19 protein-coding genes are annotated in these 19,561 nt (G+C 46.2%); 10 read left to right on the forward strand and 9 right to left on the reverse strand.

What is annotated here, in order from left to right:
- The first annotated feature begins 1 nt into the window (after position 1).
- Both AC3RV5_RS22310 and AC3RV5_RS22315 read left to right on the forward strand, forming a co-directional pair.
- On the forward strand, positions 2–481 hold the full coding sequence (locus tag AC3RV5_RS22310) for a type II secretion system protein M (RefSeq protein ID WP_489729754.1): 480 nt from the start codon (positions 2–4) through the stop codon (positions 479–481).
- Positions 478–1,221 (forward strand): type II secretion system protein N, encoded by a 744-nt coding sequence (locus AC3RV5_RS22315; protein ID WP_489729755.1) that lies wholly within the window; start codon positions 478–480, stop codon positions 1,219–1,221. Before AC3RV5_RS22310 ends, AC3RV5_RS22315 begins: the two co-directional genes overlap by 4 nt.
- 57 nt (positions 1,222–1,278) lie before the next feature.
- On the opposite strand, the gene AC3RV5_RS22320 is transcribed toward AC3RV5_RS22315, so the two are convergent.
- Positions 1,279–2,247, reverse strand: coding sequence for a class 1 fructose-bisphosphatase (locus AC3RV5_RS22320; protein ID WP_489729756.1), 969 nt, complete (start codon positions 2,245–2,247; stop codon positions 1,279–1,281).
- A 284-nt stretch (positions 2,248–2,531) separates the two neighbouring features.
- Between AC3RV5_RS22320 and mpl the strand changes: the two genes are divergently transcribed.
- Entirely contained in the window at positions 2,532–3,878 is a 1,347-nt protein-coding gene (gene mpl, locus AC3RV5_RS22325) for a UDP-N-acetylmuramate:L-alanyl-gamma-D-glutamyl-meso-diaminopimelate ligase (protein WP_489729757.1), read from the forward strand.
- 67 nt (positions 3,879–3,945) lie between these two features.
- Positions 3,946–4,716: a S1/P1 nuclease gene (locus AC3RV5_RS22330; RefSeq protein WP_489729758.1), complete on the forward strand. Its 771-nt coding sequence runs from the start codon at positions 3,946–3,948 to the stop codon at positions 4,714–4,716.
- 138 nt (positions 4,717–4,854) lie between these two features.
- Here the strand turns inward: AC3RV5_RS22330 and hemE are convergent, their stop codons facing one another.
- Together hemE and nudC are read right to left on the reverse strand one after the other, a co-directional pair.
- Complete coding sequence (hemE, locus tag AC3RV5_RS22335) at positions 4,855–5,922, reverse strand: uroporphyrinogen decarboxylase (RefSeq protein WP_489729759.1); 1,068 nt, start codon at positions 5,920–5,922, stop codon at positions 4,855–4,857.
- A 236-nt stretch (positions 5,923–6,158) separates the two neighbouring features.
- Entirely contained in the window at positions 6,159–6,989 is an 831-nt protein-coding gene (nudC, locus tag AC3RV5_RS22340; protein ID WP_489729760.1) for an NAD(+) diphosphatase, read from the reverse strand.
- A 383-nt stretch (positions 6,990–7,372) separates the two neighbouring features.
- On the opposite strand from nudC, the gene AC3RV5_RS22345 reads away from it, so the two are divergent.
- The 4 genes from AC3RV5_RS22345 (at position 7,373) to AC3RV5_RS22360 (ending at position 9,955) form a co-directional block, all read left to right on the forward strand.
- Positions 7,373–7,804 (forward strand): transcriptional repressor, encoded by a 432-nt coding sequence (locus AC3RV5_RS22345; RefSeq protein ID WP_489729761.1) that lies wholly within the window; start codon positions 7,373–7,375, stop codon positions 7,802–7,804.
- Positions 7,805–7,856: 52 nt separating this feature from the next.
- A complete protein-coding gene (locus AC3RV5_RS22350; RefSeq protein ID WP_489729762.1) occupies positions 7,857–8,321 on the forward strand; it encodes a chemotaxis protein CheX in 465 nt (154 codons plus the stop codon).
- Positions 8,311–8,748, forward strand: coding sequence for a secondary thiamine-phosphate synthase enzyme YjbQ (locus AC3RV5_RS22355; protein WP_489729763.1), 438 nt, complete (start codon positions 8,311–8,313; stop codon positions 8,746–8,748). Before AC3RV5_RS22350 ends, AC3RV5_RS22355 begins: the two co-directional genes overlap by 11 nt.
- Positions 8,749–8,839: 91 nt before the next feature.
- Positions 8,840–9,955 (forward strand): OmpA family protein, encoded by a 1,116-nt coding sequence (locus AC3RV5_RS22360; protein WP_489729764.1) that lies wholly within the window; start codon positions 8,840–8,842, stop codon positions 9,953–9,955.
- A gap of 113 nt (positions 9,956–10,068) precedes the next feature.
- On the opposite strand, the gene dnaB is transcribed toward AC3RV5_RS22360, so the two are convergent.
- A complete protein-coding gene (gene dnaB / locus AC3RV5_RS22365; protein WP_489729765.1) occupies positions 10,069–11,460 on the reverse strand; it encodes a replicative DNA helicase in 1,392 nt (463 codons plus the stop codon).
- Positions 11,461–11,551: 91 nt separating this feature from the next.
- Positions 11,552–13,369, reverse strand: a complete 1,818-nt coding sequence (gene recQ / locus AC3RV5_RS22370) for a DNA helicase RecQ (protein WP_489732236.1) — start codon at positions 13,367–13,369, stop codon at positions 11,552–11,554.
- Between the two features lie 145 nt (positions 13,370–13,514).
- Between recQ and AC3RV5_RS22375 the strand changes: the two genes are divergently transcribed.
- Entirely contained in the window at positions 13,515–13,988 is a 474-nt protein-coding gene (locus tag AC3RV5_RS22375) for a thioesterase family protein (protein WP_489729766.1), read from the forward strand.
- 221 nt (positions 13,989–14,209) lie between these two features.
- Here AC3RV5_RS22375 and AC3RV5_RS22380 read toward each other — a convergent pair whose 3' ends face one another.
- Genes AC3RV5_RS22380 through AC3RV5_RS22395 form a run of 4 tightly spaced genes read right to left on the reverse strand, consistent with a single transcriptional unit; the run spans position 14,210 to position 18,500 of the window.
- Entirely contained in the window at positions 14,210–14,635 is a 426-nt protein-coding gene (locus tag AC3RV5_RS22380) for a group I truncated hemoglobin (RefSeq protein ID WP_489729767.1), read from the reverse strand.
- A 5-nt stretch (positions 14,636–14,640) separates the two neighbouring features.
- Positions 14,641–15,495: a DUF3034 family protein gene (locus tag AC3RV5_RS22385; protein ID WP_489729768.1), complete on the reverse strand. Its 855-nt coding sequence runs from the start codon at positions 15,493–15,495 to the stop codon at positions 14,641–14,643.
- Positions 15,496–15,497: 2 nt separating this feature from the next.
- On the reverse strand, positions 15,498–17,819 hold the full coding sequence (locus AC3RV5_RS22390; RefSeq protein WP_489729769.1) for a putative bifunctional diguanylate cyclase/phosphodiesterase: 2,322 nt from the start codon (positions 17,817–17,819) through the stop codon (positions 15,498–15,500).
- Positions 17,820–18,500, reverse strand: coding sequence for a cupredoxin domain-containing protein (locus AC3RV5_RS22395; RefSeq protein WP_489729770.1), 681 nt, complete (start codon positions 18,498–18,500; stop codon positions 17,820–17,822). It lies immediately after the preceding gene.
- A gap of 299 nt (positions 18,501–18,799) precedes the next feature.
- Between AC3RV5_RS22395 and AC3RV5_RS22400 the strand changes: the two genes are divergently transcribed.
- Complete coding sequence (locus AC3RV5_RS22400) at positions 18,800–19,402, forward strand: mechanosensitive ion channel domain-containing protein (protein WP_489729771.1); 603 nt, start codon at positions 18,800–18,802, stop codon at positions 19,400–19,402.
- The last annotated feature ends 159 nt before the right edge of the window (positions 19,403–19,561 follow it).

Here is a 19,561-nt window from a genome sequence, read left to right on the forward strand (position 1 = left end):
GGTGAATAAAATTAAACAAAAATACAGCCAGTTAACAGAGCGTGAGCAACGCCTGGTGCTGCTTTCGCTCATAGTCGTAGTGATAGGCCTATTCTACTGGTTAGTGTGGTCACCACTGAACCAATCGATCGCATCGAACCGCAAAGCCGTTGAACAACAACAGCAATTATTAAGCTGGGTGCAAAAAAATGCGACTAGAGCGGTACAATTACGCAGCGCAAAAGGCGTGGCGGACAACTTTAGCGGCTCCCTGCCGCAAGCCGTCAATCAAACTGCTGCCCGGATAAACATCGCCATTAGCCGCATGCAACCCCAAGGAGAAGAGCTGCAAGTTTGGGTCGATCAGGCCCCGTTTAATGACGTTTTAAGCTGGTTACAGGCATTGGAAAAAATGGGGATCGTCATTTTGGATCTCGATATTGCCGAAGCGAACGTACCTGGTCATATTAAAATACGGCGCTTAAAGTTAGGGAAATCATGAAGTCAGTATTGAAATGGGGCGCATTGTGCCTGCTAGCATATGTTATGTTTCTCGTTATCAAGTTACCTGCGGTACAGGTATTGGCGCGCTTGTCCCTGCCTGAGGATATTCAACTCCATGGTGTATCAGGCACCATTTGGAACGGACAAGCCCAGCAGCTACTCATCCGCGGCTTGCCCATTGAGCAACTATCCTGGCACCTGGCGTTTTTGCCCTTGCTAACTGGTACCGTGCATGCGTCCATCGATGGCGGTAATATTCGCAATAACCAAGAAATATCCATAAAGGGAGATATTTCAGTTGCCAAGGACCACCTGCAGGCTGACGACTTACAACTTTATCTTCCCACGGATTGGGTGATTGCCAGCCTACCGTTACCCATAGCAGTGAATGCCAGCGGTCGTTTTAAACTCGTTGTGCAATCATTGGATTATAGCCAACATTGTCAAATACTAACCGGTAAGGGCCAGTGGTTAAAAGCCCAAGTCCAGGGTAACGACCAGCCGATAATTCTCGGCAATTTTGAGGCCGATTTGAGCTGTGTCAATCAGGAAATAGTACTGACCGTTAACGAGCCCAACCGATTTGGTTTAAGTGCCGTGGCCCGTGTGCCGGCGGATTTAACCTTCAATATCAGCGGCCGTTTTAAACCTGATCCTGATCTTCCGCTGGAAGTGCATCAGGCGGCTCAGTTTTTTGGTAAAAAAGATGCACAAGGCTACTATTCTCTTCAATTTTAGGCACTAAAAAGGCGCCACTGTGTGCGCCTTTTTACGATTTATTTGACCCGATAAACGTTACTGGTAATAACGCAGACAGGTCTCCACTTCTTCTTTTGAGCCTAAGATAACCGGCACCCGCTGATGTATCTCCGTTGGCATCACTTCCATTATCCGGCCCTGTCCGGTAGACGCTAAGCCGCCTGCCTGTTCCATCAAAAATGCCATCGGATTGGCTTCATACAGCAAACGTAATTTCCCGGGTTTTTCAGGATTACGTTTATCAAAGGGGTATAAAAAGATCCCGCCACGACTCAGAACTCGATGAATATCTCCCACCATAGCGGCCACCCAGCGCATATTGAAATCTTTTTCGCGAGGTCCGTCTTCACCAGCAATAAGATCTGCGACATAGTTTTGGATCGGTGTTTCCCAGTGACGTTGATTGGAGGTGTTAATGGCAAATTCAGAGGTTTGTTGAGGAACCTGGACATTTTTCTGGGTTAACAAAAAGCCACCATGGGTTTTATCCAGGGTATACAAATGCGTGCCCCGGCCCGTGGTCATGGCTAACATGGCAGAGGGCCCGTAAAGCACGTAACCCGCCGCCACAATTTGAGTACCCGGTTGCAAAAATGCCGAGGGATCATCTGCATCCATCCACTGGGGGGCGTGCGTAATGGAAAAAATAGTGCCAATCAAGCTATTGATATCGGTATTTGACGAGCCGTCCAGCGGGTCAAAACTCACCAGGTAATTGCCGTTAGGATTACAGGGCACCACTTCGTCTTCTTCTTCGGATGATATGGCTTTGACATAACCAGACTCACTGAGAATGTCTTTGAGGATTTGGTTAGAAATCACGTCCAGTTTTTTTTGCGTTTCCCCTTGCACATTTTCACTCAAAGTCGACCCTAACACACCCGCCAATGCACCTTGACTGACCCTGAATGAGATTTCTTTGCAGCCAGCTAATAATGTTCTTAACAGCAGGATCAGCTCCATAGGGGCGCCATCTTCTTGAAGTTGAGAATTGAGTCTTTTCATTTCTTGTTTGACCTTATGTCTAGATTGTAGGGACAGTGGGTGACCTAAACAGCTGCAAAATGCAGCAAGGTTAGGGTTTCAGGTGACTGGTATTTTTATTGTTGTCACTCTATTGAACGTTAATGATTGTAACCGGATTAAACATAAAACTCAGCTCCAAAATCCATGAATAAAGCATAGATAGCAAATTGTTTATCGGCTAACGACAAAATTATTAGCCTGTCAGTGGGTTAGCGGTTTTGTATCTGGTAACCTAGGGCCAATTGTCACTGCGAATTGAGTTTATGCATCTACACATTTTAGGTATCTGCGGCACCTTTATGGGCGGCATAGCGGCGATTGCCAAAGCCATGGGACATCAGGTTACCGGCTCAGACAACAACGTCTACCCCCCAATGAGTACCCAACTGCAAGAACTGGGTATCGAGCTTACCCAAGGTTACAATATCAGTCAGTTTGACCCCCAACCCGATATAGTGGTCATTGGCAACGCCCTGTCCCGGGGTAATAGCGCAGTAGAATATGTTTTGGATAGCAATATACCTTACACCAGCGGACCCCAGTGGTTATTGGAGAATGTGCTTAAAGAAAAATGGGTCTTAGCGGTGGCCGGTACACACGGCAAAACCAGTACCGCCAGTATGTTAGCCTGGATCTTGGACTATGCAGGCTTGTCTCCGGGTTTCCTGATCGGCGGTATACCGCAAAACTTTGCTATATCGGCCCGCCTGGGTGACACCCCCTTTTTTGTTATTGAGGCGGATGAGTATGACAGTGCATTTTTTGATAAACGCTCCAAGTTTGTTCATTACCGGCCGCGCACGTTAGTCTTAAATAACCTCGAATTTGACCATGCAGACATTTTTAGTAATTTAGGTGATATTCAAAAACAGTTTCATCACCTGATGCGCATGTTACCGAACAACGGTCTGGCTATCGCCCCTAAACAGGATAAAAACCTGACCAAGGTGTTAGACATGGGCTGCTGGTCACCGGTGCAGTTTGTCGGGGGTGACTGGCAAATTGGTACTCCTGTGCCAGACGGCAGTGAGTTTGACGTCGTGTTTAAAGGTGAGAGTTTTGGCCGGGTCAAGTGGCCGTTACTTGGACAACACAATATGCATAATGCCATGATGGCTGTTATCGCAGCCCGCCATGCTGGGGTATTACCCCAGGTAGCAATTGAAGCTTTAGGTCAATTTATCAACGCTAAAAGGCGTATGGAAATAATTGGCAAAGTCAGAGATATCACCATATATGACGATTTTGCTCACCACCCCACGGCTATCGCCAGCACCATTGAGGGATTACGTGCCAAAGTAGGCAATGCACGGATCCTGGCTGTGCTCGAACCCCGCTCGAACACCATGAAAATGGGTGTGCATAAAGAGACGCTCGCTGATTCCTGGTCTCTGGCGGATCAGGTATTTATTTTCCAGCCGACTAACTTGAATTGGTCAATGGAAACTTTACTGGCAAAAAGCCAGGTGACTGCATCTTTACACAAGGACATGCAAGTACTGGAAAAATCCATACTCTCTTATGTGCAACCAGGGGATCACATTCTAATCATGAGCAATGGCAGCTTCGACGGTATCCATCAGCGCTTGTTAGAGCAGCTGTCGCTTTAGTGTAATCATCATGTTTAGCTATGCGCCATACCGGCGCATCTTACCTACAATTATATAAGACAACACTATGCAAAAAATACTACTTGTTTTACTAGCCTCGACCTTCAGTCTAAACGCATTTTCCTGGGGCCAGACCGGGCATAGGGTGACAGGCGCCATCGCCGAGCGTCATTTAACACCCCAGGCCCAGGCAGCTATTGACGCATTATTGCCAGAAGAAGATCTAGCCGAAGCCTCTACTTATGCCGATGAGATGCGCTCCAGTCCAGCTGAATTTTGGCAAAAAACCGCTGAACCTTTTCACTATATAACCGTACCTGCGGGTAGAGATTATTCACAAGTAGGCGCACCTGAGGAAGGGGATGCCGTAACCGCTTTAAAGATGTTTACCGCTACCCTTAAGGATCCCGATGCATCCATTGAACAGAAACAATTGGCGCTGCGTTTTGTGATACACATTATTGGCGATTTACACCAACCGCTGCACAGTGGTAACGGCACCGATAAAGGGGGAAATGATGTCAAAATCAACTTTTTCTGGAAAGAGTCAAACCTGCATCGTGTGTGGGACAGCGAAATGCTTGACCAGCGTCAGTTGTCATATACCGAGTGGACAGCTCAGTTAAGCCGCAAAATCAGTCAACAAGACATCACTGCCTGGAGCGTGTTGGATCCGCTGATTTGGGTAGCTGAAAGCATTAAGATCCGTGAAGAACTCTATCCCCAAGAAGAGAAGATCTCATGGGATTATCTTTATCAACACCTGCCACAAATAAAACGCAGGTTGCAAATGGCCGGCATTCGTATGGCCACATATTTGAACGAGATATATCAATAGGTCTAGAAGCTAGCTTGTAGACACTGGCGTCACCACTACACGCCAGATTAGTTAAAAAGCAACGACATTGGATGCAGCGGATTAAAGAGGCAGCGGGTTAGTATTAAGCTGCCTTTTTAATAGCTACCATGCCTTGCGTTAGCCCTGATGGTAAGGCGCACTGAATTTGTGCACTGCATCGACAAATACTTTGGCATTTTCAGGTGGTACATCCAAATGTATACCATGGCCCAAATTGAAAACGTGTCCAGGACCACTGCCGAATCCGGCCAGGATAGTGCGCACTTCCTGTTCTATTCGTTCGGGCTGTGCGTATAACATGGAGGGATCCATATTGCCCTGCAAGGCGACTTTATCCCCGACACGTTTTTTGGCATCGGCAATGTCAATGGTCCAGTCCAGTCCTATGCCATCACAACCTGTTGCGGCTATAGACTCCAACCACATTCCACCATTTTTAGTGAATAAGGTAACAGGTACCCGGCGACCGTCGTTTTCACGGGTCAAACCATCGACAATTTTATGCATATATTGCAATGAAAAATCCCGGTAATCCCGTGGCGACAAGACACCGCCCCAAGTATCGAATACCATAACGGATTGGACCCCTGCCGCTATTTGTGCATTCAAATATAAAATCACCGAATCGGCTAATTTATCCAACAATAAATGCAGCGCCTGGGGGTCACTAAACGCCATTTTCTTGATTTTGGTAAAGGCCTTGCTTGAACCACCTTCCACCATATAGGTTGCCAGTGTCCAGGGGCTGCCAGAAAAACCTATTAAAGGCACCTGTCCCTGCAAGTTTTTGCTAATGGTGCGCACCGCGTTCATCACATACTGCAGTTCCTGCTCCGGATCGGGGTTAGGCAGATTTTGAATATCGGCCAGACAAGTCAGCGGTTTAGCAAATTTAGGCCCTTCACCCTGTTCGAAATACAGTTCCAGTCCCATTGCATCGGGAATAGTTAGAATATCTGAAAATAAGATGGCGGCATCCAGTTCAAAACGGCGCAGTGGCTGTAAGGTTACTTCACAGGCCAGCTCAGCATTTTTACACAGAGACATAAAATCTCCTGCTTGGGCACGTGTTGCTTTGTATTCAGGTAAGTAACGCCCTGCCTGTCTCATCATCCACACTGGCGTAACATCCACGGGTTGACACATTAGCGCCCGCAAATATCTGTCATTCTTTAGTTCTTGCATTGTTTTCCTCTGTTCGTCAAATATGCCAGCCAGCCCTAGGCCAAAAAGCCGCCATTGTATCTTTTTTGCTGTTTCAAGGAATGACAATTCCACTCAAATATTGTAAAAACTTGCAACATTCACGCAATGTCTGTTATAACAATGTTGCGAAAGCAAACTAATAATAAGAAACTCGAAAAAACGAGACTTAGACGCTAAAATATTCGAACCCCACCTAAACGTGGGGTTTTTTATGTTTAGGGATTAATTTTTACCCCTCGTTCAATTTCTGTCACGGTATGTTGGATAAGTTTACCGGCGATGGAAAATTTAGGCGGGATCTGGGGTAAGTCATCATGTTTGAACCAATAAGCCTCAAGAATTTCGTGGCCATCCACTTCAATTTCACCCCCAGCAAAGTCCGCCAGAAAACCAACCATTAAAGAATGGGGAAACGGCCAGGGCTGGCTGGAGAAATAACGCAAGTTTTTAATGCGCACTCCGACTTCTTCCATGACTTCTCTATGTACCGCTTGCTCTAAGGTTTCTCCGCTTTCGACAAAACCAGCCAGGGTAGAAAACATATTTCGCTCTTTTTGCGGCTTGCCCTGGGCAAGCAGGATTTTATCTTCATGAGCAATGGCGACTATGATGCAGGGGGAGATCCGCGGGTAGCAGCGGTGGTGACAACGGGAACATTGCACGGCCATTTCCCAGTCAATGCTTTGCATTGTGGAGCCGCACTGGCCGCAAAATCTATGAGTACGCAAAAATAGGGCTACCTGCCAGGCTCTTGCAGCCACCTCGAATAAGTTAGCTTCGCACTGCATTAACATAGTCCTGAGATTCACGGCTTGAAAAGCCGGTTCTTCTACCCACTCGTTACCCATATCGATTAGGTAGCAGGGCTTGCCCGCGTAACTGCCGATCTGCACTATTTGCTCCCGATAAGCATGGGCAAACGACAAGTTAGCCCAACTACCTATTATGGGAGTGGGTTGAGCAACATTTGCTAACAGTTTTTCAGCGACAAAGATAAGCCAAACGGCCTCTTGATCGGGTCTGATTTCAACATTCTGGTTTATCATAATGGTTTAATACAACACCTTATTAGTCTCTTGCTGTGTCCCTTAACACAAAAGTGGTAGAGCCTTGATGCCCATTTTTAAATCTTAACATGCGCTGTGGACGCTTTTATCAGTAATATGAGCGGTGTTTGACTAGGATAGTCCGTTGAAAATAACGTAAATGTGCCTGGCGGGCATATAATCAACTAGTCTTGCCACATATGTTGAGCTTCAAAGTGCATTTCGACCAGGAAATTTAATGAGCTATATCAATACACTATTGATGTAAAGCCAGACTCAGGGGTGATATACTGGCCTGTCTCAATCCGGTTATTTTATTGCACTAACTGAGATTAAATGCCAAATTTAGGGCTGATTATATTTGAAGGTAAATTACACACAAAATGAGTATTGGTCCACAAGTAGAAAAAGCACGCAGTTATTGCGAGGGTAAAGGTGCCAGATTTACGCACCTACGAGAAAAGGTGTATGCATTATTATTGGCCAAAGCTGGCGCCGTGGGCGCCTATGATTTACTCGATACCCTCAAAGAAACCGAGACCAATGCAAAACCCGCTACTGTCTATCGCACCCTGGATTTTTTACTTGAATTTGGCCTCATCCATCGGCTGGAATCGAACAATGCGTTTGTCGCCTGCCACCACTTTGGATGCAGTCATCCGGTGCAGTTCCTCATTTGCGACACCTGTGGCCTGGTCAAAGAAATTCAGTCCCAAGGCTTGCAGGAAACCTTGGATAAACAGGCTGAATCCTATGGTTTTCGTGTATCGAAACAGACCATCGAAGCCCATGGCACCTGCTCAGTCTGTCAATAATACAATTAAATTATTAATCAATTTCTCTTAAAAAAATGGAAATCATACACCAATGAATGCCGAATTTATCAATCCCTTTATTGCAGCTCTGCGCAATGTATTAAGCATGATGGCACAAATTGAGTTGACCCCGGGAAAACCGCAAAAAAAGACCACCACCCTGGCTAAAGGTGATGTTTCAGGCCTTATTGGTATGGTTGGGGATGAAGTATGTGGCTCGCTGTCTATTACCTTTGACAAACAATTGGCCCTGCATATCATGCATAACATGCTCGGCGAAACTCATGAGGACATTAATGAAGATGTGAGCGACATGGTGGGTGAAATTACCAATATGATTTGTGGAGGCGCAAAAAAAGATCTGAGCAAGCTTGGTTATGATTTTGGCATGGCTACCCCCGTGGTAGTGTCAGGAAAAGATCATACGCTGAGCCACACTGCCAGCGGTCACAAAATGATCATGCCCTTCGCCAGTGCAAATGGACATGCTTTCTTAGAGATGTGTTTTGATAAATAAAAACCCGATTTGGCACCAATCCCGTTTGTGTATTGTTGCAAAAAGTCGTGGATTTCATATAATTACCCAGGAAATAGTGAATCAATTAGCTATTATAGATAAAATAAATACCGGTGTGTTGCATCTGTTTATTCAGCATACAAGCGCCAGTTTAACAATTAATGAAAATGCCGATCCAACAGTCAGGCTAGACCTAGAGAGTCACATTAATCAGAGCGTACCTGAAAATGCGGCATACTATCTGCATAAATTCGAGGGTTCGGATGATATGCCTGCACATATAAAAGCAAGTATCTTTGGCTGCAATTTGACAATCCCTATATGTAAAGGGAGCTTAGCGCTAGGTACTTGGCAGGGAATTTATTTAGGAGAGCATAGAAATAGCGCGAGTAACCGTTATCTGATTGCAACAGTTACCGGTCAATAAAATATTTACACACTATAACTACATTGGGTATCAGGCCTTGCATACCAGTCGTCGATATCAAATAACTAACACAACATTAAGGACTTTTATCATGAAAAAAACCATGACAGCCATGGGTATCCTACTTGCTTTTACGGGTAGTGCATTTGCACAATCAGCACCTGAAGGCGACAAATGGGTTGCAGGCTTCGCTGAATATTATAAGACGGATAATGCAAAATCAGGTTTTCCAACTTATTATGATGATGGTGCTGGCTTGGGTGCAGAAGTTGGTTTTCGCTTCAAGCCTCAGTGGGCGGCTAGATTAGAGTGGTCACACCTGGACATTGATGCGCTTCCTGGTGGGTCAGATGAGTCCGGCAACCGCATCGGTGTTGATGCCATGTATTTCCTACCTGATGATTTGCTGTACATCTTTGGTGGTGTAAAACACTTGGATCTAGGTGACAGTCAGCGTCTGGCAAATATTGGTTTAGGTAAACATTGGACTATCAATGATAAATGGCGCGTGATCACTGAAGTGGCTGCCACTCATGATTTTGGTGAAGCCTATAATGATATCAGTGCTAAATTAGGTTTGGCTTATAGCTTTGGTGCTACGTCAACGTCAAGCCCCGTTACCCGTGATTCAGATAACGACGGTGTCAGCAATAGCATAGATCAGTGCCCAGGTACTGCACCAGGTGTTACAGTCGATGCTATGGGTTGTGCGATTGAAGAAGCAACTATGACCCAAAGTGACTCAGATAACGATGGTGTGCCAGACGATCGCGACAACTGCGCCAATACACCATCTAGTGACCAAGTAGATTCAACCGGCTGTAGCTTGTTTACTGAAGTAGAAGTATCTGAAACTCTGGAAGTATTGTTTGGTAACAACAGTGCAAAAGTGAATGGCCATGACACAGACAAATTCAAAGAATTTGCCGCTTTCATGAAACGTTATCCGTCAACTGACACAGTGGTTGAAGGTTATGCATCAGCGCCAGGTGAAGCTGACTACAACATGTGGTTGTCTGAAGAACGCGCTAAAGCAGTGCGCACTTTGTTAATCGAAGAGTACGGTATTAAGGCTGAGCGTATTACGGCTGTTGGTTTCGGTGAGGCTAAATTATTAGACGCACCTACAGCTAAAGAAGCTAACAAGATCAACCGTCGCATCGTAGCAAGAGTAGCGGCTTCCAAACGTGAAACAGTAACGAAATAATCTTTACTTACAACACGATATAAACAAAAAAAGGAGATGCCATGCATCTCCTTTTTTTTAACATCACAGTGTCCCGTCCTCAATGTGTTTACACATCGAGGACGGGACACTGCTTAATAATCATCGCTTATCGCTGGCCCCACGTAATTATCAAAACGTGAAAATTGCCCCTGAAAGGTTAAACGTGTAGTACCTATAGGCCCATTACGTTGCTTGCCGATAATGATTTCCGCAATGCCTTTTTCTGTACTGGCTTCGTTGTATACTTCGTCTCGATAGATAAACATGATCAAATCGGCATCTTGCTCGATAGAGCCTGATTCACGCAAGTCTGAGTTGATTGGCCGTTTGTCGGCACGTTGCTCCAAGCCCCGGTTTAACTGAGACAAAGCCACGACGGGCACTTCCAGTTCTTTCGCCAGAGATTTGAGTGAGCGAGAGATTTCAGCTATTTCCAAGGTCCGGTTTTCACTCAGACTAGGCACCCGCATCAGTTGCAGATAATCAATCATAATAAGGCTAATACCGCCCTTATCCCTGGCCAATTTACGAGCACGGCTTCGCACATCCATGGGTGTCAAACCCGAAGAATCATCGACGTACAGGTTATCTTTATCCTTGAGCATGGCCATAGTGTTTGACATACGTGCCCAATCTTCATCATCGAGTTGCGCCGTACGGATCTTGGTTTGATCCACTCTGCTAAGCGAGGCAAGCATCCGCATCATGATCTGTTCCGAGGGCATTTCTAAACTAAACACCAGAACAGGCTTTTCTTCTAACAACATGGCATTTTCGCACAGATTCATGGCAAAGGTGGTTTTGCCCATGGATGGCCGAGCCGCCACTATGATCAGATCAGATTGCTGCAAACCACTGGTTTTTTTGTCCAGATCCGTATACCCGGTAGAGACCCCAGTGACTTCTTTGTTACTTTTTACTAAAGCTTCCAAACGGTCGATGGTTTTGCTCAGTACCATCTCCACACTGCGTGGACCTTCATTTTTACCTGTGCGTTTTTCGGCAATCTCGAAGACCTTGCTCTCAGCCATGTCAAGAATTTCGCCGCTATCCCTGCCTTCTGGGTTATAACCAACATCGGCGATCTCGTGGGCCACACCGATCAGTTCACGGGTCACAGCCCGTTCTTTGATGATATGGGCATAAGCCGTCACGTTAGCGGCGCTGGGGGTGTTTTTGGCTAATTCCCCCAGATAAGCAAACCCACCAGCTTCTTCCAGCTCATCCAGGTTTTCCAGATTTTCTGAAACCGTGATCAGGTCCACCGGTTGATTGGCTTTCAACAAACGCAGGATCGCACGATAAATGGTTTGATGAGAGCGGTTGTAGAAATCCTCTTCGACCACTACTTCCGCCACCTTGTCCCAAGAATCCGGCGAGATCAACATACTCCCAAGTACAGACTGCTCTGCCTCGATGGAATGCGGCGGGATCTTTAATTTTTCGACCTTACGGTCTGAATTTTTTTGCGGGACGACTTTCACAGATAGGGCACATTTATCCTCAAATACAGGTTAGTAGTATGCGGCAAAAGTGGTTAATTAGTAAAGGTCTCTGTTGGGCAATACACTTGCTTCACGGGGCAGAATAGACCGTAATAGCGGCGATAAATTGGCTGCCATAACGTTCCAACTTGGTTTGCCCTACTCCATTGACCTGTAAAAACTCCGCTGCAGATTGCGGTAGTTTATTGGCCATTTCCGCCAGTGTGGCATCACTGAAGACTACAAAGGGTGGCACATCCTCTTGCTGGGCGAGGGTCTTGCGTAAATGTTTGAGCTTGGCAAACAATACTCTGTCGTACGTCAGCTCTTGCAGTTTGGATTTTTTGGCGGAATCGATACTCAGCCGTGGTACTGCCAGCGTTAAACCCTGTCCGCCACTTAACAGAGGCCTGGCCGCTTCGGTCAGCTTTAACACTGCGTTTTGGGTGATATCGATGCGCAATAGACCCTGATGAATAAGCTGATTGATAATATTATGCCAATAAGCGTCCGACTGTTCTTTGCCGATACCAAAGGTACTCAAGGTATCCTGGCCTTGTTCGATGATGCGCTTTAACTTTTTTCCGCGTAACACGTCTATGACATATTGGCTGGCCACAGTTTGTTGCAAACGATAGACACAGGACAATACTTTTTGTCCGTCTATGGTGCCGTCGAAGCGTTTAGGCGGGTCCAGGCAAATATCACAGTTGCCACAGTGCTGGGCCGAGTATTCCGAGAAGTAGTTAAGTAACACCTGGCGCCTACAGGTTTGTGCGTCGGCGAAAGCTTCCATGGCAGCGAATTTTTGCAATTCGATATCGAGCCGCCCCGGGTTATCTCCCATGCCTATCCATTGGCGGATCCTGGCCGCATCTTTTTCATCGAACAATAACAATGCCTCAGCTGGCATGCCATCGCGGCCAGCACGGCCCGTTTCCTGATAATAGCCCTCAATACTCCGGGGTAAATCAAAGTGCACCACAAAACGTACATTGGATTTATTAATACCCATGCCAAATGCCACGGTGGCCACTATGACGTCTATATTATCCTGAATAAAGTCACGTTGAATTTTGTCCCTTATTGGCCCTTCCAGGCCTGCATGGTAACCGGCGCAACTCACACCTTGTCTTGCCAAGGCCAGGCTGAGTTCATCTACCTTTTTGCGACTGTTGCAATAAATGATGCCACTGCCGTCTTGCTGGCGTACATACTGGATCACCTGGTCTGTAGCTTTATATTTGATCAACTGGTTATAACGGATATTGGGCCGATCGAAACTGCCCTTAAAGATAAAAGGATCCTGCAAGTCAAGCTGTTGCAAAATATCACTGCGGGTGGCCAAATCTGCAGTCGCTGTGAGGCCTACCATAGGCACATGACTAAAATGCTCTTTGAGCCGACCAAGCTGTCGATACTCCTTACGAAAATCATGGCCCCAATGGGACACACAGTGGGCCTCATCGACGGCAAACAAGCTGATGGCTAATGTTTGTAGACGCTGGATAAAATCGAATTGCATCAAACGCTCTGGGGCCACATAAATCAGTTTGTATTTTGCGTCTTGCATACCACGATATACGTTATGCATTTCCTGTGGGCTGAGGTTCGAATTGATGTAAGCCGCACTCACGCCAGAGGCCACCAGTGCGTCAACCTGATCTTTCATCAAGGCAATGAGCGGAGAAACCACTATGGCCACCCCTTCCAGAACCAAAGCTGGAATTTGATAACACAAAGATTTCCCCCCCCCTGTGGGAAGCAAGATCAGGCAATCCCGGCCATTGAGTATATGGCTGATGGCTTCTTCCTGTCCGTCGCGGAATGTTTTGTAACCAAAGGTGGTATCTAACACCTGATAGGCTTGCTGGACTAGATTTGCATTAGCAAGGACAGGTGTCGCAATGGGATTGGGATGGGGATGGGACAAAAAATTGCAGCTCCGGGCAGTTAACAGTGGCCGAGAGTTTACGTGTTTTTACTTGTGTATTCACTTGCCAAGCTCGAATAAATTCGCCACATTGGGTGCACATGAATAAAAAAGGACATTTATGTCTACCAGCCTTCCCTTGGACTCCCAACAGCTCGCCCAGCACGTGACCCAACTTTTCAGCCAATACATGCCCTTTAATCAATTACTCGGTCTTCAGATCCAGCAACTGGGTAAAGACAAGGCGGTGATCCGCTTACCCTGGAATGACAAACTCATGGGCAATCCCATCCATAAAATTTTGCACGGTGGGGTAACCGCGGCCATTTTAGATACGGTAGGCGGCCTGATGGCGGTCCTGTATGCCGTTAAAGATATTGAGGGACTGAGTATTGAGGATTTTCAACGAAAACTGCCCAATGTGAGTACCATAGATATGCGTGTGGATTATTTACGCCCGGGCAAGGGCACAGAATTTATAGCTACCGCAGAGGTAATACGCAAAGGTAAAAAGGTTGCCGTGTGCCGCATGGAATTACACAACGAAGAAGGGGTGCACATCGCCTTTGGCACCGGCACCTATATGGTTGGGTGAAGCTGGATTCAGCGGCCGACGCTCGGCGCCCAGTGCGCGGCACCCGACAGAACGACGCGCCGCGTGCGACGAACCGTCGGATGGTTCGGCGGGACCCAGACGCCATGGATGGCGTCGAAGAGCCTGCACTATTTATGTTGAATCACCCGCTAACTCCATTTCTTCGAGCGCAGCTTCGCCGTGCGGCGTACAAAGCTCGGCGCGCCTAACATCACCGGCGTCTATAAATACAACATTTCTTTGCGTGTCTTGGCCAATATTGCCAATACTTTATTTTGCTGGCGATGAGGGATATCCGCTTTAGTCATGGCATTGATAAATAAATCCACACCGCGATTAAAATCAGCCTCTGAAATATTCATGCCCCCATGTACTTGCGCCATAGTGTCTCCAGTATAGTCACAAGGTCCACCGGTTAACTGACACAGATGTTCAACCAGTTTTTCACGGAATCGGTCGACGTCTGAGTTCTTAAAGTATGCAAATATGACCGCATCAAATTCAATCTCGTGAATAAAATTGTCAACCACTTGTTCGATTGTTGTCTGCCCCCCTAACTGGGCATACAGGCTATCATTCGAGGTAGTGCTGCAGGCAACTAAACTCATAAAAATAAGCGGCAAGATAACACGTAATAGCGTTTTCATGTTCATTACCAAAGTTGTCCATTGAGCGAAAGGTACATACCATCCTGGCCATCTGCGCCGGCAATTTTTCCTAAATTTGCCCAGGCCAAAGTGACACTGAACGCTTTGCTTGGCATATAGCTGACGAATATATCGCTCCAGTCGTCTTCGCCTAACCCTAAATTATCGGGTTTTTGGCGATATTCTATGCCAACCGCCATATGCCGGGAAAACAAAATACCGGCGGATGCTTCCAGCATTAGCTGATAAGAATCGTTTTCCAGGCCACCGTATCCCAACAACCCCATTTCGTTGGCTTTGGTGGCCCGGGCGGTTAAATTCCATACCGCGTTGTAACCGGCCACGGCCCCTAAATGCACTTTAGTTGCCGCCAGATAAAAATCCGTTCCGCTACCGCTTTTATCTGCGCCCACAGCTCTGGATATTGTTTGGTCAGCAAGTTGTTTGTGTTGTAAACCCAGGCTGATTTGTGGCCAATCTGAATAGACCACATCGCCATAAAGTCGATACTTGGCGCCATAAATATTCTGTTTTATCGCCACACCTGCATCTTTTAAATCAAATCGCTGCTGAGCAAAACTTAATTCAAGGCGATCATAAAAAGAAGCGCTTATCCCCAGTACATTAAGTCGATAGTCATCGACATCCACGTCTGTGGCCACAGCACTTACCGACACTTGGTCACGACTGTCATAACCTGATAGCGTTGCCCAGGGTACGATACCACCGCCACCACTTCCTTCGAGCTGGATCAAACCCACTGTGCCTATCAATTTACCGTCTTGAGCAAAGATCCCGGGGGCACTGAACACCAGGATCAGGGCTGCCCACCAGCACCGCCATCTAAAGTTAGACTTCATTTTTACCACCAGTTTGTATTTTGATGATGTGACTGCCACAACAGGAGCTTGTCAAAAGGCAATGGTTTACTCATGTAATACCCCTGGGCCAGGTTGCAACCCCAATCGCGCAGCAATAGCAGAGTTGCATGATTTTCAATGCCTTCAGCGACCACATCCAAGCCAAAACTATGGGCCAGGTCGATAACCGTTTTGACGATTTTTTGATCCCCTTGTTGTGTGTCCAGTTGCATAATAAAACTCTTGTCTACCTTGAGTGTGGTAACCGGCAGATTTTTTAGATAAGACATGGATGAATAACCAGTGCCAAAGTCGTCAATTGCCAAGGTAAAACCCTGCGCTCGAAATGCTTGCAGTTGGCTAATGGCCTTATCAGGCTCCATCACCAAATCGCTTTCCGTCATTTCAAAAGACAAGGCCGTACAATTCAGCTGCTGTGCGGCCATAAGGGATAAAATATGCGGTAGTAACGCTTGGTCCAATACATCTTTGGCCGACAAGTTAATCGCAATACTGATTTTTATGCCAAGGTCGCGTAGCTTTACTGCGTCCTCAATCGCCTGTTTAATAACCCAATCGGTGATCTTGCCAATAAAACCAGCCTGTTCCGCTATGGAGATAAAATCTTCCGGTGAGACAAAACCTAACAAGGCACTGTTCCACCGCAGCAGGGCCTCGACTTGGGTCACCTTACCGGTGAGTAAATCCAGTTTAGGCTGATAATGCAGGCTCAGTTCGTGTTGCTGATCCGTAAGCGCAGTTTTTAATTCGGCAATAATAGATAACCGTCGCAAGTAGTGTTGCTCAAACTCGGGATCATAATTGAGTATAAGTTGATCACTGATCTGAGCTTCATCCAACACTATATTCATGCGCCGAAATAGCTCCTCGGTGTTTGTCGCATCACTGGGACAGCGCAACACACCAATGGCCACTTTGACATTGATAGTTGCCTCACCTGTGTCTATGGGTTGTTCTAAAAACTCTTTAAACTGAGCAAGCTGGTGTGAGGAAATCGGCTTATCCGGCACCCAAAGTAACTCACCGCCAGCCAAGCGAGCTGCTAGGCCATGCATATCCGCGACTCGTTTAGCCATGATCTGCAAACAAAGATCACCATTGTGATAACCAAATACATCATTAATGCCGCGAAAACCGGAAATATTGACGCCTACGGCTAAAAACGGGCAATTTTGGCCGAATTTTTCATTCAGTAACACTTCGATGTTGTATCTGTTATTTAAGCCGGTAAGAATGTCGTGTTGGGCCTGGTAACGGATTTTTTCTTCACGTTGACGGATATTGGTCTGCATGGATTGTAATGATTGGGCAAGGTTGATGACTTCTATTGAACTAGAATCGGTACTTATTTCCTTTGCGTAGTCTCCCTTTGATATCCGCTGAGCGATGGCCGCCAAAGCAACCAGAGGTTTGGCCACTTTGCGAGAAAAAAGTGCGGCAAACAACAAGGCCAACACTATCGCCAGCAGGGCAATAAGCGTGATCCGCAATTGTAAGCCCCTAAATTCGGCAAACAAAGTATTTACATCATTGGACAAGGTGATCCTAATCTTGAAATTGGCCTCATCAGCCAACACAAACTGCCGTGAAACATAGGGCACATCATTCATCACAATTAGGGATAACCAGGACAATTGTTGATCTTCCTGGCTCAAAGCTGCTTCCATATCTTTTTCAGCCAAAGTACTGATCCTGAAGGTATCCACTCCTTGTGCCTGCACACTTATAGTGGTCTCCAGTTGGGTAACATTTCGCAATTGGTGCACCCATTCGTTATTGATCTCAAAACCCACCAAAGCAATTGCAATTGGCCTCGGCGCATCTATGCTCAAAAGTATGATTTGGTAGAGTCGCTTATTGATTAGCAGCAAGGTTGAGACGCCGCCGGTTGCCACAACTTTTTCACCGAACTCGGCGAAAGGGAATGGCTCACCGACCTCAAGTGCCGCCGGAATACTGCTAATAGTTGTACCATCAAGAGAGATAAGCGCCATCAAATCCGCATTGATCCGTTCACCATGATTATATAAGGCGCTGTCTATGGTAGGTTTATCAGCTGTGGCGACCGCCTGTTTAAACCCAAAATCGGCGGTTAGCACGCTGACCGAATTAAATAATAGATTTTCTCGGCTAGACAACACCTGCTCAAACACATTTTGAGCGACCTCAAGACCACTATCTAACTGGTTTTTTGCGTGTTTAGTGGTGGCGGTCCAAACATTCAGCAGTATCGTCAGGGCGGTCAGCATTACAATGCCCACTACCAATCTAAATATGCTTTGGTTTAACGTTCTGGTGGCCAACTACTGGCCCCCTGAACCAAATTTTCGAGCATTGAACTTGCGTTTCATACTCTTTTCCTTGGCTGGCAGTAATGTGAGTATTACTGTTTGCAAAGTGAGAGGATCCCCCTGGTGGACATATCTTATGCGTTCAGCATTACTGGCTGATAATCGGGGGTGCCAAATATTATATTCCTGGGCCGAGACGGCTAGCGTCGCCTGACCATTTTCATCTGTCACTGCGGTTATCTCATCGTCAGCGATATAAATATAACCCACCATCTGGTCGTGAATATTGCAGCCCAACACCACCACCCCAGCTTTATCAAATTGCATCGGGGGCGAGTCCTGACCGTGATACAAGCGAATTTCAAAGGGTTTAGGGGCAGAAAAACTGTAAATATGATGACGAATAGCGTCGCTGTTGGGAAACGCCACAAACTGATCTTTTTGAATGAGCAAGACTTGTGGTGAAAACTGCTGATTGATCTGGTCCATAATCGCTATCGAATCCGCTTTTGTGCTTAGCCCTGCGCCACCTAAAACGGCGTTGGCCACTGGGTTGCCCTGTTCATCAAGGATCTTAAATGACACCTGGGCCAATGCGTGTGACATGCCAAAAACCAGCTGGGCAATAAAACAAATCGGTAATAAAAAGGATTTTACGCTGCATCCACTGACTGAATCAGTATTATCTTTCATACTACTAGGAGGTCCAGTTGAGGTAACCTTGAGCCGAGACTAAAGAAAACGATAAATTTTTTACACTAATTTTATCTTACACGAGCAATAGTAAATTTCACAGCCTCGTAAAAAATCTGATAGTAAATCCGACTATCACTTGGAGTTCAGGCAAAGGTTGCCTGTATCAGTTACCCCTGGAACATCACTTATTAGGCTGGAGGACTTTACTTGTCAATATTCCTTGGTCTAGGATCACCGTCCAGCATATTTAACTCAGCAAGGAGTGATGTCTTTGCCCAAAAATGGTTTAACAAATAATGTTTGATTCAACTTGGTTTAATGGTCTCATTTCCTGGTCGGGACAATATGTAGCGAGTCTCATATGGACAGCGATCATGTTGCTGGTATATGTGGCCATCACCAAATATACCCTGCCAAAGATCGAAAAGAAGATCGATCAAAGTAATTTTAAGTCAGAAGAAGCATTACGCGCCTATCATATGATACGTATCGTGGTTGGAATACTGACCTTTGCGGTTATCCTTATCGCCTGGGGCATAGATTTTAGTGGTCTGCTGGTTATATCGACGTCTATTATCACCTTGACCGGGGTTGCGCTTTTTGCCAGTTGGTCATTGCTAAGTAACGTCACAGCCTACTTTCTCATCCTCTCCCAAACCTCCTTTCGTCGGGGGAATTTTATTCGCGTATTGGATGCGGACAATTATGTGGAAGGTTTTATTTCTGAAATAAACTTATTCAGCACCAAACTGATTACTGACGATAGAGAAATAATTGTTTACCCCAACAACCTGATCCTCACGCGCCCCACTATCATCAATCCCAGAGCCAAGTGGAGAACGGTTGGCAAGTTTACCGATCGCCCGGAACCTAAAATTCAGCACTCGCGCAAAAAATAATGGCAAAAACAGTCATCTGATCTGCCAGTTAGCAAATGTGAGGCTCGTCTAGGCGTGATAAACTCCTGCGATTAAACCGTATGTTTGTCACTTGGGTAAATGTGTTCACCGGGCCAATGGGCGTTTTTACACGCTAATAGCCCTGGCCACAGGTTAAAA

The organism is Paraglaciecola sp. IT1134 (assembly GCF_058068185.1).

Bases quoted from the DNA above. Each gene is read 5' to 3' on its own strand.
- AC3RV5_RS22380 (WP_489729767.1), bottom strand. From the start codon at position 14,635: ATGAAAACGCTATTACGTGTTATCTTGCCGCTTATTTTTATGAGTTTA.
- AC3RV5_RS22360 (WP_489729764.1), top strand. From the start codon at position 8,840: ATGAAAAAAACCATGACAGCCATGGGTATCCTACTTGCTTTTACGGGT.
- hemE (WP_489729759.1), bottom strand. From the start codon at position 5,922: ATGCAAGAACTAAAGAATGACAGATATTTGCGGGCGCTAATGTGTCAA.
- AC3RV5_RS22400 (WP_489729771.1), top strand. From the start codon at position 18,800: ATGTTTGATTCAACTTGGTTTAATGGTCTCATTTCCTGGTCGGGACAA.
- AC3RV5_RS22345 (WP_489729761.1), top strand. From the start codon at position 7,373: ATGAGTATTGGTCCACAAGTAGAAAAAGCACGCAGTTATTGCGAGGGT.
- mpl (WP_489729757.1), top strand. From the start codon at position 2,532: ATGCATCTACACATTTTAGGTATCTGCGGCACCTTTATGGGCGGCATA.
- AC3RV5_RS22320 (WP_489729756.1), bottom strand. From the start codon at position 2,247: ATGAAAAGACTCAATTCTCAACTTCAAGAAGATGGCGCCCCTATGGAG.
- AC3RV5_RS22375 (WP_489729766.1), top strand. From the start codon at position 13,515: ATGTCTACCAGCCTTCCCTTGGACTCCCAACAGCTCGCCCAGCACGTG.
- AC3RV5_RS22350 (WP_489729762.1), top strand. From the start codon at position 7,857: ATGAATGCCGAATTTATCAATCCCTTTATTGCAGCTCTGCGCAATGTA.
- AC3RV5_RS22315 (WP_489729755.1), top strand. From the start codon at position 478: ATGAAGTCAGTATTGAAATGGGGCGCATTGTGCCTGCTAGCATATGTT.
- AC3RV5_RS22395 (WP_489729770.1), bottom strand. From the start codon at position 18,500: ATGAAAGATAATACTGATTCAGTCAGTGGATGCAGCGTAAAATCCTTT.
- AC3RV5_RS22330 (WP_489729758.1), top strand. From the start codon at position 3,946: ATGCAAAAAATACTACTTGTTTTACTAGCCTCGACCTTCAGTCTAAAC.
- AC3RV5_RS22385 (WP_489729768.1), bottom strand. From the start codon at position 15,495: ATGAAGTCTAACTTTAGATGGCGGTGCTGGTGGGCAGCCCTGATCCTG.
- nudC (WP_489729760.1), bottom strand. From the start codon at position 6,989: ATGATAAACCAGAATGTTGAAATCAGACCCGATCAAGAGGCCGTTTGG.